Origin of the sequence: Nocardia ninae NBRC 108245, assembly GCF_007990755.1 — a bacterium.
Classification (GTDB): Bacteria; Actinomycetota; Actinomycetes; order Mycobacteriales; family Mycobacteriaceae; genus Nocardia; species Nocardia ninae.
Map to the genome: position 1 here is coordinate 144,667 of NZ_BJXA01000002.1, position 13,221 is coordinate 157,887.

Here is a 13,221-nt window from a genome sequence, read left to right on the forward strand (position 1 = left end):
GCGCGTCGGCCCCGCCGTTATCCGGCGGCCGACCGGGCGCCCGTCAGCACCGATCGATACAGAGATCTCGCAGAATGCCACGGCCGTCCGGCGCGGCGATCCGCCACGGCCCCCAGCCGGCGAATCTCGGCCGTCGGCTCGTATCCGCTTGTGCGTCAGCACTATCGAGTTCTGTGGTGGTTGTGCCGACCTCGTGCTCGGCTTCGCGCTGCGGCGTCCTGGCCAGACAACCCTGCTCGTGGCCTTCGGTGGCCGGATCCGCGTGGGTGGTCGCGCCGAGCGACTTCTCCGCGGCGACGAGGGTGGGCACCGGCTCGGCCGTCCCGGAAACGCCGGGCAGCCCCAGCACGCACATGAACAGCGCGTGGGCGAGCAACAGTGCGGCAGCGGCGAGCGCGACGGCGATGCCACGCCTGCGTGGTGCCTCGACTCGCACTGTCACAAAAATCACGATAGCGGAAAACAACGCCGTACCAAGGTCGGTGGCTCCCCAGTTGCTGCCGTTTCACAGAACGTTCGGCGAGCCGTCACCTCCAGCGCACCAACCCATCTGTACAAGATTGCTGGCGAATGAATCGTAGGGGTGCGGCGTTGCCGCTCGGCATACGGAACGGTCTCTATGATCGGTCGAGTGACATGGGTGGGTGTTGATGTCGTGGCCGACAATCTCGCTGCACGCGGGTCGTCGGGGTGCGCGTTCGAGAACGTCGACCTGGAGGTTGCGGCCGGTCGGTTGGCGGTGATCGTCGGGTCGGCCGGTTCGGGCCGCACGTCGCTGCTGTGGGCGTTGTCGGGGCGGATGCGGCTGGTCACGGGTCGCCTCGTCGTCGGCGGTCACCGCTACGACGAAGATCCCGGCGCGACCCAGGATGCGGTGGCGATCGCGCGGCTCGATCCCGGCTGCGTGCTCGATCCGTGGCTGCGGGTCGAGGAGGTGATCGCCGAGCGCACACTGATCGGCGGACCACGGTTCACCGAGTCCGCCTTGGCGACGACCTTCGCCGCGATGGGAGCGGCCGCACCCGCCGGGCAGCGGCTGGTGGGGGAGCTGGCGCCGGGCGAAGCGTTGGTACTCGCGGTGGCTTTGGCGGCCGCGCAGCAGCCGGGCGCCGTGGTGGTCGACGATGTCGGCGCTGGCTGCACCAGTAGCGAGACGCGATGGGTCTGGGAGTGCTTGCGGGCATTGACCTTTCACGGCTGCACCGTCATCGCCGCCGCCACCGCGCCGCCGCCGTTCGACGACATCACCGTGCTCACCCTGACTCCGCCGCACCCGACCGACGCGCGGGCCGCCGACCGATCCGACCTCCAGGAGAACGCGTGAAGGCACTACGGCTGGCGCTGCTCGAGTTCCGGCGATTCCGCGGTCCGCTGCTGCGCAAGCTCGTGCCGATCGGGCTCGCGCTGATACCGCTGCTGTACGGCTCGCTGTATCTGTGGTCGAACTGGGATCCCTACGGCAAGACCGATCAGATCCCGGTTGCCGTCGTCATCGAAGACCAGCCGGTCACCGCGAACGGGCAGGTGGTCGACGCGGGCAAACAGTTCGAGCAACAGTTGCGTGCCACCCCGAAGTTCCAGTGGCACTTCGTGGATCGGCACGCCGCCGAGGACGGCCTCGTCCACGGGCGCTTCTACTTCACCATCACCGTCCCGCCGGACTTCAGCCGGAAACTGATCAGCGCCGAGAAACCGATCCCGGAGCGGGCCACCCTCGGCATCACACTCAACGACGCCAACAATTTCATCGTCGGCGTGGTCGCCGACGTGGCGCGCTCCGAGCTGCAGAACCAGGTGAACAGCGCCGCCCACGCGGCCTATGCCAAGGCCATCTACGGCGACCTCACGCTGGTGAAACAGCAGCTCGAGGTCGCGGCAACCGGCGTGCATGCGCTGGTGGACTCGTCGGTGCTCGCCCAGCAGGGCACGGCCGCGCTGGCCGCCGGACTGGACGGGTCGACCGCAGGCACGGCCCAGATCTCCGACGGGGTCGCGCGACTCGCGCAGGCGAGCAACGAGGTCGACACCGCGGTGACCCAGCTCGTCGACACCGGCACGGCGACCCTGCCGACGGCCGCCGGGGCACTGTCCAATGCGACCGGTGCCGCCGCGCAATCGCTCGAACTCGTCAGGGGCGGTGCCGATCTGGTGCGTCAGCAGGCCGACCAGGGCAGCGCCGACCTGCGCCAGCTGGCGGTCGCGCACCCCGAACTACTGCTCGACCCGACGTTCCGTCAGGCGCTCGACCACGTGCAGGCCGTCGGATCGACCGCGGGCAACGTCGCCGACACCGCCCGGCAGGCCCACGACGCCGCGGCGCAGGCCAGCAACCAGGCAGGTCAGCTGGCGGGCAGTGTCGACGTCGTGCGGCAGAATCTGCGCGCCGCCGCGGCACCGTTGCATGCCCTGACCGCAGGCGCCTCGACCGTGTCCGGTGGTGCCATCCAGATCACCAACAGCCTCGCGTCCTTGCAGGCGAGTAGCCGGACCTTGCAGACCGGTGCGGACCAATTGCATTCCGGTGCAACCAAAGTCGCCGACACCGTCGACTCGGCATTGGTGAAGATTCCGGATACCAGCCCCGAGCAGACCGCAGCCGCGGCGGATGTACTCGGCTCGCCGGTGGGTATCGTCAGCCACAATCTCAACCCGGCCGGGTTGTATGGGCGTGGTCTCACACCGTTCTTCTTCGCGATCGCCCTGTGGGTGCTGGGGTTGCTGGCTTATCTGTTCATCCAACCGCTCAATCAGCGCGCGGTGGCGAGCCGGATCAGTCCGTGGACCGTGGCGGTCGCGGGGTGGCTGCCGGTGGCGGGTATCGCTGTCGCGGGCGGTCTCATCCTCTACGGAGTGGTCCAGGTGGGGCTGCGGCTCGACCCGGTGCGTCCGATACAGACGGCGGGGTTGATGATCCTCGCGGCGGCGGCCTTCGTGGCGATCGATCACTTCCTGCGCGTGGCGTTCGGTGTTGTCGGCGAAGCGCTTTCGCTGGTGCTGCTGATCTTGCAGCTGACCTCTTGCGGCGGTCTGTATCCGATCGAGACAACGCCTGCGCCGTTCCGGATCATTCATCCGTTCCTGCCGATGACCTACCTGGTCGATGGGCTGCGGGTCACGATTTCCGGTGGGCTCACCGGTAATCTGCTGCGGGACTGCGTGATCCTGCTCGCGTTCTTGCTCGGCTCCCTCGCCTGTACCGCTCTCGTGGTGCGTCGGCAGCGGGTCTGGACGATCAACCGCCTGCACCCCGCCGTCGAGGTCTGAGTGGCGGTAAGGCCGGACTCCCTTGCGATACAAGGGAGCCCGGCCTGCGTGCTCGAGGTGTTTACCGGCTAGAAGAGGCCGCCGCCGTCGAATCCGCCGCCGACGCTCGCGAGATCGCCGAATCCGCCGCCGAAGAGATCTCCGCCGCCGGACTGGTTCCGCCGGCCACCGCCGCCGAACCAATCGAAGTCGTCACCGCCGCCGGTGCTGAACAGGTCACCACCGCTGCTGAACAGGTCGCCGGTGTTGAACATGTCGCCGCTGTCGCCACCGCTGAACATGTCGCCGACATCGCCGAACATATCGCCACCGGTGCTGAAGGTATCGCCGCCGTCGCTGCTGAACATGTCATTGTCGCCGCCGGTGCTGAACATGTCGTTGCCGTCGCTGCTGAACATGTCGCCGCCGTCGCTGAACATGTCGCCGCCGTCAGAGGAATCACTGGACCAGCTGTCGTCGGACCAGTCGAATCCGTCGCCACCGTCGCCATCACCGAACATGTCGCTGCCGTCGCCGCTATCGTCACCGAACGGGTTACCGCCGCCGTCGTCGTTGTCGTCGCCGAACGGGTTACCGCCGCCGTCGTCGTTGTCGTCGCCGAACGGGTTGCTGCTGTCGCCGTTGTCGTCACCGAACGGGTCGCCGCTGTCGTCACCGTAGGGGTTACTGCCGTCGCCGTTGTCGTCGCCGTACGGGTTCCCACCGTCGGAGGCATTGTCGCCGTCGCCGGACGGATCGGACCCGTCACCGGGCCGGCTCGACTGATCATCCCCGCCGTCTTGCCCCGGCTGACTCGGCGATGGTTTCGGGCGCTGATTGTTCGGACTACCCGGTTTGCTGCTGTCGCCGGGCTTGCTGCTGTCGCCTGGCTTTGTCTGGTCGTTCGGCTTGTTCGGCTTGGACGGGTCGCTCGAATTACCGGGCTTCCCAGACTTGTACATACTGTTCAGCTGATTGATCTCATTTTTGCTGAGCGGCGTCGGACCATTGTTGCACCGGTTGACCGAACTGGCCATGATGCTACAGCCGCTGTCATTGTGATCGAGGCCGATGGAGTGGAGCAGTTCGTGTGCGGCGACCTCGGTGCGGTCCGCCGGATCGTAATTGCGCGTCTTCGGGTCGAGTTTCACGAATGGGCCGTTGTCCCACCCGCCGAGGCCGGCCACATCACCCTGGAATGTTTCATTGCTGATGTCGATGGCGCCGTTGCCCGTTCCGGGCTTCAACACGAAGTTCAGGCCCGGCGTCGAGTTCAGGTGTTTGACGGCGTTCTCGATCCCCGCGTCTTTGATCTTGTTGTTGTAGTGGATGATTGCCTTGCCGTCGGAGTCATAGCCCTGGATCTTCGCTCGGAAGCCGAAGCTGGGTGCCTGAGCTGCCGCGGTGGCGGTGCTCGTCAGGGTGAGCGCGGCGGGCCCGATCAGGGTGCCTGCGACCAGTGCAGCGAATAGCCGGGGTGTGGCATTCGTGGGTGACTTCTTGGCGCGATGTTTTCCGCGGTAGTGGCGACGGTTGGCAGCGGGCGGCATAGCGCGGAGACCTCCGATGAGTGCTAAAGGTGGGATTTCTGCCGAGCCCGAATAGCGGCTGATGCCGGAACTATTATCAGCCGCGAATCATGAAGAGCGCGTTATGTGCTCGTGATCGGCACGGACGACTGTACCGAGGAAACGGCGAAAGAGCACAGCATGTAAGGGAGGTCTTAACTGGTGAAGATATATCTACGGAGCAGTTAAGCCTGTATTGCAAGATTTATTAGTTCGATTGCGGCCCAGTGCTTTCGGGCTACCGGGTGTCGAGCGCACGGGCCAGTTGCGGCCAGGAGTTGCGCAGGTCCGTTTCGAACAGGCCCCAGGTGTGCGACCCCGTCCGGCGGTCGACATGGACGGCGGGCACACCGAGCGCAGCGAGTCTGCCCGCGAAGGCGGCGGTGCACCTGCTCGCGATCGCCTCGATCGGTGGCATGGGCAGGCCGCTCCGATCGATCACGCCGGGGATACCGGACGCGGCCGAGAGGTAGATGGCTTTGCCGGCGAGCGCGCCCGCCCGCGCGAACGCGTCATGCGCGTGCCACCCGTCCGAGCCCGGCGCACCCCACATGTTCACCGGGTTACCGCCGCCGCGCAACACCTGCGCGCTGATCATCGCCACCCCGAATACATCTGCGGACCACGGACATCCGCTGTACGCGGCAACGGCGCGGTAGAGGTGCGGCGCCTGGATCGCGAGATCGATCGCCGAGCCCCCACTCATCGACACCCCGGCGATCGCGCTCCGGCCGGTGGTGTGCAGGTAGGCATCGACGATCGCGGGAAGTTCGCGGGTGAGGTAGGTCTGCCAGCGGGCGCGACCGATTATCGGATCGTCGGCACGCCAATCGGTGTACATGCTGAACGCCCCGCCGATCGGCAGCACCACATTCACGTTCTTATCGGCAAAGAATTCCCGGACCTCGGTGTTGTGCCACCACGAGATACCGTCCTCGCCGCCACCGATGCCGGTGAGCAGGTACAGCGTCGGCGCCGGGCCATCGGCCGCCCGGATCACATGATTGCTGACGACCTGATCCATCGATGGTGAGTAGACGTCGATGCGGGTGACGGCCCGGGTGACCGGCGTTTCGCTGATCACGCGGACCTCGGCGGGAGCCGCGGTGGCGGGCGCCGACAAAGCGGTGACCGCGACTGCGGTCACCAGCAAGCTGACGAGTGCCATCCAACACCGTGAATTCGCCATCCCCTCGGTTATACCGCCGCACGAATCGCTGGTCGGCGCGGAACACGCGCGCCACGTAGCAGTGTTATCGAACGGCTATGCACTGCTTGACACTCGGTGATCCGGCCGCTCGACCGGGTATGCCGAGAGAAATAGGCCTTCTCCACAAAGTGAGGTTCCGCGCGATGCTCGAGGCAGAACACATCACAAAGTTCATCGAGGACGGATTCGTGCACGTAGCCGGATCATTTTCTCGCGCGATCGCTGGGCGCTGTGTCGAGATCATGTGGCCGGGCACCGGGTGTGTTCCGCACGATCGGACCACCTGGACAAAGCCGCTGGTCCGCTTACCCGAATACACCGACGAGCCATTCCGCACCGCCATCCAGATGCCCGGCTTGGAAAAAGCTTTCGACCAGCTGGTCGGCCCCGGTCGGTGGCGCCGCAGGTCCGGGATCGGCCCCATCCCGGTCCGTTTCCCGCACACCGAGTCCCCGGGCGACGACTATTGGCACTTCGAGGGCAGTTACCTCCCCGAGGGCTGGAAAGGGCACTCGTTCACCAACTACCGTTCCCGTGGCTGCGCGCTGCTCATGCTGTTCTTGTTCACCGATGTCGCCGAGTCCGACGCACCGACCAGAATGCGCGTCGGCTCCCACCTGGCTCTACCCGGCCCACTGCGCCGCTACGGGGACGAGGGCATCGATGCCACCCGCATCGGCGAGACCGGCGTACTCGAGGCCACCGCCGACCTGCCGGTCGCGTACGCCACCGGCAACGCAGGGGATGTCTACCTGTGTCATCCGTTCCTGATCCACGCCGCCCAGCCCCACCACGGCGACACGCCGCGTTTCATGGCGACCCCCACTCTCGAACCCGCCGTTCCGCTGGAATTGGATCGGGCCGACGGCACCCATTCACCTGTCGAGGAGTCCATTCGGGTGGGGCTCGGTATGCAGGGGAGCGAAAACCTTTGCAGGGAAACGCTACCTGGAGTTGGGCGATAGCTGGGTGGTGTCCCGGGCGGCGGTGACGGTGCGGTGGACGTAGTCGGGATGGGCAAGGGGCACTTCGAGGAGGGCTGCGGGTACGTCCAGTAGCGCGAGGACCTCGGCATGCAGGTCGGCGCACTGGTCGCTGAGCGTGGCCCGCTGGTTCAGCAAACCGCGGATTCCCGCGCCGTCGAGAAGTCCTTCCGCCACCAGGTGGTCGGTCAGGCTCAGTAGGCAGGTCACCGCGTAGAGGCGCCGGACGGTGTCGTCGACGGAGCCGCCGGAATGAGCCGTCCATCGGCGCAGTAGTTGAGCGCCGCAGGTCGCGTGGACGTGCGGGCGGCACAGTGCACCGCGTTGCGACTCGCGCCAGCGCCGTAACAGGCGCTCCGCCAACGCTTCCAGCAGATCTATGCCTTGCTCGCACGAGCGCAGGCCGTCCTCGGTGACGGCAGGCACGGTGTTCGACGCGGCCTCCGGTGGCGCGGTTCTTGCTGCGACACGGACACTTTCGTAACACAGCACGTTGTTGTCGCCGCCGAAGGTGGTATTGATCTCGCCGTCCACCCGAGCGGTGACGATCTCGTTGTAGCTGTGGAACCCGTGTCCGCCACAGAGTTCCCGCAGCACGACCAGGGCGGTGTTCGCTGCCCACGAGGCGTGCGCCTTGGCCCCGGAGGTCAGGCCGTAGAGCGTGCGGCCGTGCAGGGTGATCGGCTCGGTCGGGTATCGGGTGGTCCACTCCTCGATGAGGTGTTCGGTGAGATGGTGCAGGGCGAGCGCCTCGGCGACCACGGGCATGAGGCGCTCGCGGTAGTGCTGGAAGGCCAGCAGCGTCTTACCGGACGACTCTCGATAGGTGCTGTAGCGCAGCGTGATCGCCGCGAAGCGGCGCAGACAGCAGGCGGCTCCGGTGACGGGGAAGATGCGTTCCTGAGAGAACGTCCCGAGGCAGCGCAGATAGCGCTCGCGCCTGGGGATTTCGCATACATACGCGCCGGAGTCGTCGATGTGCGCCCAGGCACTCAGCAGGGCGTCCGAGGGCAGCTGGTACTGGTCGAAATGAATCATGCCGGTCTGATTTCCCGGCAGCCCGCCTTTGGGATCAGCGCGGCGAATACGCACACCGGGGAACGGCAATGCGCCTTCGGCCGGCCGCAGCGGCACCCGGAACCAATGGTGCCCCTCGTCGGCACCGTCGATCACCAAGCGCGCCAAGACCATCGCGTGCGTCGCGGAGAACAGACTGTTGCCGATCCAGTACTTCGCCGCGTCATCGGACGGCGTAGTGATGCGCAGCGCGCGGTCCTCGTGCCGGTAGTGCACCTCGGTACCGATGGACATGAGGTTGGTTCCCCGGCCGATCTCGGTCGCTGCGAACGCGTAAACCCGTTCCATGCGGTCGATTTCGTCGCGGAGGGCCGCCACCTGCGCGGGACTGCCGTGGGAAAGCAGTGCGTTGCCGGCCAGCTGCTGATTCCCGGTCGTCGCGACGAGCGAGATGTCGAAGGCGCTGAGCCAGCCCAGAGTGCGTACCAGGTCCGGGAATCGGTCGTCCCGGCTCCCGCCGCACCAGGCCTCGCTGCCGACGATTCCCTTCGCGTGCAAGGCCTTCGCACGTTCGACGGTGAGCAGCATCAGGTCATCGACGTCCAGTTCATAGCGCACACGTGGGTCGAAGAGGGGATCGCTGAGATAGTCGGTCGCCGTCTCGGGCACCGTCACTCCTTCCGGTCGGTTGTCGGTCCGGTCGTGCCCGAAACAAGCCGCTGGGCGACGAAACCCGACGCTTCAGTGCCCTGAGCAGTCGCGGGCGGGGGTTGCTTGGGACCCGGCAGATCATGGCGGGTCAGGTGCAGGGCCGCGAGGGTGGGCGCGACGATGTCACGCAGATACACCCGGCCGTTGATGCCGGTGGACCGCATCAGGTCGGTCCGTGCCTCGGCATCCGGCAGGAGTTGTTCCGCGGGCATGCGGAACGTCCGCAGCACATGCGCCAGATCGTGCAGCGTGCCCGCTCGATCTTCGTCGAGGTGCAGGGCGACCATGCGCTGGTAGAACCTGGTGTGCGCCATCTCGTCCCGTCCGATGAGACGGTAGATGTCGGCGAGAACCGAGTGCCCGGTGTCGATGGCCAGGGTGCGCTGCGAGCGATACACCACGAAGGTGGTGAGTTCCTGAATCATCCCGTAGATCACCATCTCCCGGGGACTCGCGTAGGGCCGCTCCCACCGCTTGGCCAGGATGGTGTCGGCATAGTCGTGCAGTTGTTCCTCGGTGCGCTGCCCGCTGCGCCGCAGGTACTCCCGAAGGACCAGTGAGTGTTTGGATTCCTCGTACCCCCAATTGGCGGCGAACCAGGCCTGGGCATAATTGCGGCCGAACAGCTCCAGATGCGTATTGAGGTAGTCGGGCAGGAACATCTCCACGCCGCAGAACGTCTCGGCATTGGTGGCGAGTTGCAGGTCGGTGCCCGAGGTGTCGAGTGCGTCCCAGTCGATGTCGTTGACCGGATTCCACCGGCGGGTGCGCTCGGCATTCTCGAAGAACGTCATGTACTCGCGGTGGAAGGACTCGCGCAGCTCCCGGTTCATGCGCGGCTCGCGAGTTCGGCGGAGATGAGCTCGCACAGCCCGCGGACATCGGTCACCGTGTAGAGCTTTTCGTCGGGCAGGCGGATGTCGAGCTCCTTCTCGGTCCAGGTGACCAACTCCAGTAATTGCAGCGAGTCGATGCCGGAGGAGTGCAGATCGGAGTCCGCGGTGAGCATGGGGTGCGCGGCGGAGGTGAGGTGGCGCAGACCGCGGCCGAGGAGGGCAAGCAGGTCGTCCTGGGTCATCGAGAGTCCTCTTTCCTGCGGTGGAACCGGTGGTGGCGGTGCGAGATTCACTCGGGATCGTCGACCCGGCGCAGGCACCACTGCGACAGCGTCATGTGCCTGCGGGCGAAGGAGTTGATGCAGCAGGTCAGGTAGCGGTCGTAGGTGTCGAAGAGCTCGCGGCCCCAGCGGTCGCTGATGTGTTCTTCATTGGCGCGCAGCCGATTTCGCCAGTGCGTGGTGGTCCGCTGGTAGTCCTCGCGCCTGGTGCGCAGCTGCATGACCTCCCAGTAGGGACCGACGGCCATGATGATGTCCTCGGCACGGGGCGTCATGCCGCCGGGGAAGATGGTCCGGCCCAGCCAGCTCAGCTCGCGCGCGTCCTCGGGCCGGCGCGGCAGGCGGTCGCGCAATCCGGTTTGCAGCGCGAAGTAGGCGCCGGGACTGGTCCACTGCCACGCCTTGTGGAAATAGTCGCGGTAGCGGGCGACGGCATGGCCCGCGCGGGCCTCCTCGGGCGTGCAGACGTGTTCGATCATGCAGATGGACTGCACCGCATCGAAGGTGTCCGACGGCGCGAAGTCGCGAAAGTCTATGCAGGAGACGGTGACTCCCGGCAGGTCGCGGCGCAGGATCTCCTCGTATTGCGCCTCCGAGAGGGTGATGCCGTGCGCCTCGGCAACGCCGCGTTCCTGGGTGAGGTAGGCCAGGTTGTTGCCCCAGCCGCAGCCGATGTCGAGGACCCGGCTCTGCGGTGCGATGTGGGCGAAGTCGTGCAGCACAGCGAGTTTGGCGACCTGGGCGGTGTCGAGATCGTCCGTGTCGTCGAAAACGCCGCAGGTGTAGTTCATTCGGCTGTCGAGCCACAGCCGGAAGAACTCCGGATCGAGGTCGTAACTGACCGCTATGTCAGCTCTGCTGGACATGCAGCGCACCTTCCAGATATCGGCGACGGGTTTCCTGTCGCCGCGGTTTGCCCGAGGTCGTTCTCGGGACGGTGCCGGGCGGCACAGTGACCACGTCGTGCACGGGCAGGCCCAGGCCGACGGCCACCGTTTCCCGAAGGGCGGCAACCACATCCGGGTCATCCGGGCTGCGGCACTCGGCGACGACGACCAACTGCTCGGACTCCGTACCGGGGCGGGTGCAGGCGACGACGCCACCCGAACGGACGCCGGGGACGGTCTCGGCGAGCCACTCCACCCGCTGCGGATCGACGTTGCGGCCGTTGAGGATCAGCAGATCCTTGACCCGGCCGGTGACGAACAGTTCGCCCTCGGCCAGATAGCCGAGGTCGCCGGTGCGGAGCCAGCCGTCGGGGCGAAAGGTCGTGGAAGTTTCGGGCGGGGCTCCGGCGTAGGTGTGCGCGATGGAGGGGCCGCGGACCCAGATCTCGCCGACGGCGCGCGTATCGAGGGGGTTGCCAGAGCTGTCGCGGATGACGATGTCGTGGCCGGGCAGGGGTGGTCCGCAGCCGACCAGGGTTTCCACGCCGTCGGTGGCAGTGGCATCGCCCAGGGGAACGGGAGTGGCCTGCCCGGCAGACAACGCCGCCGTGTCGACGTGGTCCACCCGGTATCGGCGGCCCAGCGGAGCGAGTGCGACCGCGAGGGTGGCCTCGGCTAGGCCGTAGCACGGCGTCAGCGCCTCGGGTTGCAATCCGGCGGTAGCGAATATGCTCAGGAACCGTTGCAGCACAGCCTGGTTGATCGGCTCGGCCCCGCAGCCGAGAACGCGCACCCGGCGAAGGTCGAGCGCGGCGAGCTCGGCAGGAGCGGTACGGCGAGCGGTGTGCGCGAACGCGAAGTTGGGCGCGAAGCTGATCGTGGCGCGCCGTTCGGACATGCCGCGCAGCCACAGCCTCGGATCCCGGACGAAGAAGCGGGTCGGCACGAAGGAGACGGGGACGCCGACCAGCAAAGGGGCCAGCACGAATCCGACCAAGCCCATGTCGTGATTCAGTGGCAGCCAGGACAGCCCGCGATCGGTGGCGGGATCGCTGCGCAGACCGTCGCGCATGATGGCCAGGCCGTTGGCCTGGACGGCGGCGACCCGCGCCGGGACGCCGCGGGGCGATCCGGTACTGCCGCTGCTGAACTGGATGTAGGCGGTGTCGTCCGGCTCCGGGGGGTGCGGCGACGAGTCATCCGGCGGGGTAGCGACCACGTCGTCCAGGACCACCGGACGCCCACTGTCCGTGGGTGGTTCGGTACCCGCGCGCAGCGCGATCACCCTGGGCTGCGCCGTCTGTGCCAACGCCGACACGTGGGCGTTCCATGCAGCGCGGCGTTCGGTGGTCGGCGGCAACGGCACGGGGACCACGCCGGACCACAGCGCGCCGAGAAAGGCGGGGACGAAGACGTGCGGGTCGGTCGCCTCGATGGCCACCCGGTCGCCGGGCCCCAGACCGACCTCGCGCCACCCCCGTGCGGCCGACCGGACGCGCCGCAGCAGCTCGTGCCGGCTGACCGTGTCCCATGAACCGTTGTCTCGCAGGTATTCATGAGCGGGCCGGTGGTCGTTCTCGTAGCCGGCCAGCACGTCGGTCACCCATGCTGTGCGCGTGTGTAGCGGACCCGCGTCTACTCGATCGATAGTCAATTCTCCAGTGCTCCCGATGTAGGTCGTGCCCGGCGCATCGCGACCGGGTGGTGGATCTAGATCAGTCGTGGAGTCCAGTACACGCGGCTGCCGGGCGCGAAACCATGCGGAGAATTGCCGAGGATCGATGAGATCTTGCGGTGCGCCGCAGACCGAAGCTGACCGTGCCGCAGGATGTTCCGGCTCGGTCAGGCGGCGCTGCGCACCGCGTCAGCCGTCCTCGGCGAGAATCCGCAACGTTTCGCCCAGCTTTGCGGCGAGGTGCTCGAGTTGGTCCGGCGTAATGCTTTTGCCGAAGGCCGCGGTATCGAGGAGCTGGCGCCGGACTTCGTCGATCTGCGCCTGCGCGAACGCGATTCGGGAGAGGTCGAGAGCTGGGGGAGTGGGTCTCATCGAGAAATCCGTTCTGTCGGTGCTGTGCTGTTCACAACTGCTGGTTGGGTATTGGGGCGTGTCGTTTGTTGGACACCGGGTCGCGAATCGAGTCGAATCAACCTCGTGTCGGGTCTGGATTGCGAGCTCGTATTGCGGGATATGCCATGCCATCGGTGCGGTGACGCCTTGTTCTGCGCGGTGCGAATGCCGCATTCGTTTTTGCGCGCCGACGATACCGAGGTGAGTGGGACTCGCACAGTCGGACTTTGCGCCGGCTGTGACAAAGAAAATCCGGCAGCCCGAGCGCTTATCGACTATTTCGCGGGGTGTGGCGAGGTAGCGAGTGAGCCCGAGGCGGCGACACTGCTCGGGGACTGGCTGCGCGAGGTCCTGCCCGCGCGGATCGACGACGCTCAGCTGGCGATGCTCCGGACCGACGGCACCGTTCGCACCTGA

General features: G+C 66.7%; 13 protein-coding genes. 4 read left to right on the top strand and 9 right to left on the bottom strand.

The annotated features are described in order from the left end of the window. Positions 1-43: 43 nt before the first annotated feature. Positions 44-442 (bottom strand): hypothetical protein, encoded by a 399-nt coding sequence (locus NN4_RS02735; protein WP_147128340.1) that lies wholly within the window; start codon positions 440-442, stop codon positions 44-46. A 189-nt stretch (positions 443-631) separates the two neighbouring features. Between NN4_RS02735 and NN4_RS02740 the strand changes: the two genes are divergently transcribed. Together NN4_RS02740 and NN4_RS02745 are read left to right on the top strand one after the other, a co-directional pair. After that, on the top strand, positions 632-1,324 hold the full coding sequence (locus tag NN4_RS02740) for an ATP-binding cassette domain-containing protein (protein ID WP_186818231.1): 693 nt from the start codon (positions 632-634) through the stop codon (positions 1,322-1,324). Beyond that, a complete protein-coding gene (locus NN4_RS02745; RefSeq protein ID WP_147128342.1) occupies positions 1,321-3,264 on the top strand; it encodes a YhgE/Pip domain-containing protein in 1,944 nt (647 codons plus the stop codon). Before NN4_RS02740 ends, NN4_RS02745 begins: the two co-directional genes overlap by 4 nt. 68 nt (positions 3,265-3,332) lie before the next feature. Here the strand turns inward: NN4_RS02745 and NN4_RS02750 are convergent, their stop codons facing one another. Together NN4_RS02750 and NN4_RS02755 are read right to left on the bottom strand one after the other, a co-directional pair. Further along, positions 3,333-4,793: a matrixin family metalloprotease gene (locus tag NN4_RS02750; RefSeq protein ID WP_147128343.1), complete on the bottom strand. Its 1,461-nt coding sequence runs from the start codon at positions 4,791-4,793 to the stop codon at positions 3,333-3,335. Positions 4,794-5,049: 256 nt separating this feature from the next. Continuing rightward, positions 5,050-5,979 (bottom strand): alpha/beta hydrolase, encoded by a 930-nt coding sequence (locus tag NN4_RS02755; RefSeq protein ID WP_246180676.1) that lies wholly within the window; start codon positions 5,977-5,979, stop codon positions 5,050-5,052. Positions 5,980-6,164: 185 nt separating this feature from the next. Here NN4_RS02755 and NN4_RS02760 point away from each other — a divergent pair, with 185 nt between their 5' ends. Continuing rightward, positions 6,165-6,986: a phytanoyl-CoA dioxygenase family protein gene (locus tag NN4_RS02760; RefSeq protein WP_147128345.1), complete on the top strand. Its 822-nt coding sequence runs from the start codon at positions 6,165-6,167 to the stop codon at positions 6,984-6,986. On the opposite strand, the gene NN4_RS02765 is transcribed toward NN4_RS02760, so the two are convergent. The 6 genes from NN4_RS02765 to NN4_RS02790 all read right to left on the bottom strand — a co-directional run bounded on the left by NN4_RS02765 (position 6,966) and on the right by NN4_RS02790 (position 12,783). Continuing rightward, positions 6,966-8,690: an acyl-CoA dehydrogenase family protein gene (locus NN4_RS02765; protein WP_147128346.1), complete on the bottom strand. Its 1,725-nt coding sequence runs from the start codon at positions 8,688-8,690 to the stop codon at positions 6,966-6,968. The two genes, NN4_RS02760 and NN4_RS02765, sit on opposite strands and share 21 nt — an antisense overlap. Before the next feature lie 2 nt (positions 8,691-8,692). Then, entirely contained in the window at positions 8,693-9,565 is an 873-nt protein-coding gene (locus NN4_RS02770) for an acyl-ACP desaturase (RefSeq protein ID WP_147128347.1), read from the bottom strand. Next, entirely contained in the window at positions 9,562-9,810 is a 249-nt protein-coding gene (locus tag NN4_RS02775; RefSeq protein WP_147128348.1) for an acyl carrier protein, read from the bottom strand. Before NN4_RS02775 ends, NN4_RS02770 begins: the two co-directional genes overlap by 4 nt. 47 nt (positions 9,811-9,857) lie before the next feature. Then, positions 9,858-10,715, bottom strand: a complete 858-nt coding sequence (locus tag NN4_RS02780) for a class I SAM-dependent methyltransferase (protein ID WP_147128349.1) — start codon at positions 10,713-10,715, stop codon at positions 9,858-9,860. Then, complete coding sequence (locus NN4_RS02785) at positions 10,699-12,390, bottom strand: fatty acyl-AMP ligase (protein WP_147128350.1); 1,692 nt, start codon at positions 12,388-12,390, stop codon at positions 10,699-10,701. The genes NN4_RS02780 and NN4_RS02785 overlap by 17 nt, the downstream gene beginning before the upstream one ends. A gap of 210 nt (positions 12,391-12,600) precedes the next feature. Beyond that, a complete protein-coding gene (locus NN4_RS02790; protein ID WP_147128351.1) occupies positions 12,601-12,783 on the bottom strand; it encodes a DUF6374 family protein in 183 nt (60 codons plus the stop codon). 141 nt (positions 12,784-12,924) lie between these two features. On the opposite strand from NN4_RS02790, the gene NN4_RS02795 reads away from it, so the two are divergent. Beyond that, on the top strand, positions 12,925-13,221 hold the full coding sequence (locus tag NN4_RS02795) for a DUF6300 family protein (protein WP_281289304.1): 297 nt from the start codon (positions 12,925-12,927) through the stop codon (positions 13,219-13,221).

What these genes read in the sequence shown, in the direction of transcription:
- NN4_RS02770 (WP_147128347.1), bottom strand. Translation starts at nt 9,565, where the DNA reads ATGAACCGGGAGCTGCGCGAGTCCTTCCACCGCGAGTACATGACGTTC.
- NN4_RS02750 (WP_147128343.1), bottom strand. Translation starts at nt 4,793, where the DNA reads ATGCCGCCCGCTGCCAACCGTCGCCACTACCGCGGAAAACATCGCGCC.
- NN4_RS02775 (WP_147128348.1), bottom strand. Translation starts at nt 9,810, where the DNA reads ATGACCCAGGACGACCTGCTTGCCCTCCTCGGCCGCGGTCTGCGCCAC.
- NN4_RS02795 (WP_281289304.1), top strand. Translation starts at nt 12,925, where the DNA reads ATGCCATGCCATCGGTGCGGTGACGCCTTGTTCTGCGCGGTGCGAATG.
- NN4_RS02755 (WP_246180676.1), bottom strand. Translation starts at nt 5,979, where the DNA reads ATGGCACTCGTCAGCTTGCTGGTGACCGCAGTCGCGGTCACCGCTTTG.
- NN4_RS02790 (WP_147128351.1), bottom strand. Translation starts at nt 12,783, where the DNA reads ATGAGACCCACTCCCCCAGCTCTCGACCTCTCCCGAATCGCGTTCGCG.
- NN4_RS02780 (WP_147128349.1), bottom strand. Translation starts at nt 10,715, where the DNA reads ATGTCCAGCAGAGCTGACATAGCGGTCAGTTACGACCTCGATCCGGAG.
- NN4_RS02760 (WP_147128345.1), top strand. Translation starts at nt 6,165, where the DNA reads ATGCTCGAGGCAGAACACATCACAAAGTTCATCGAGGACGGATTCGTG.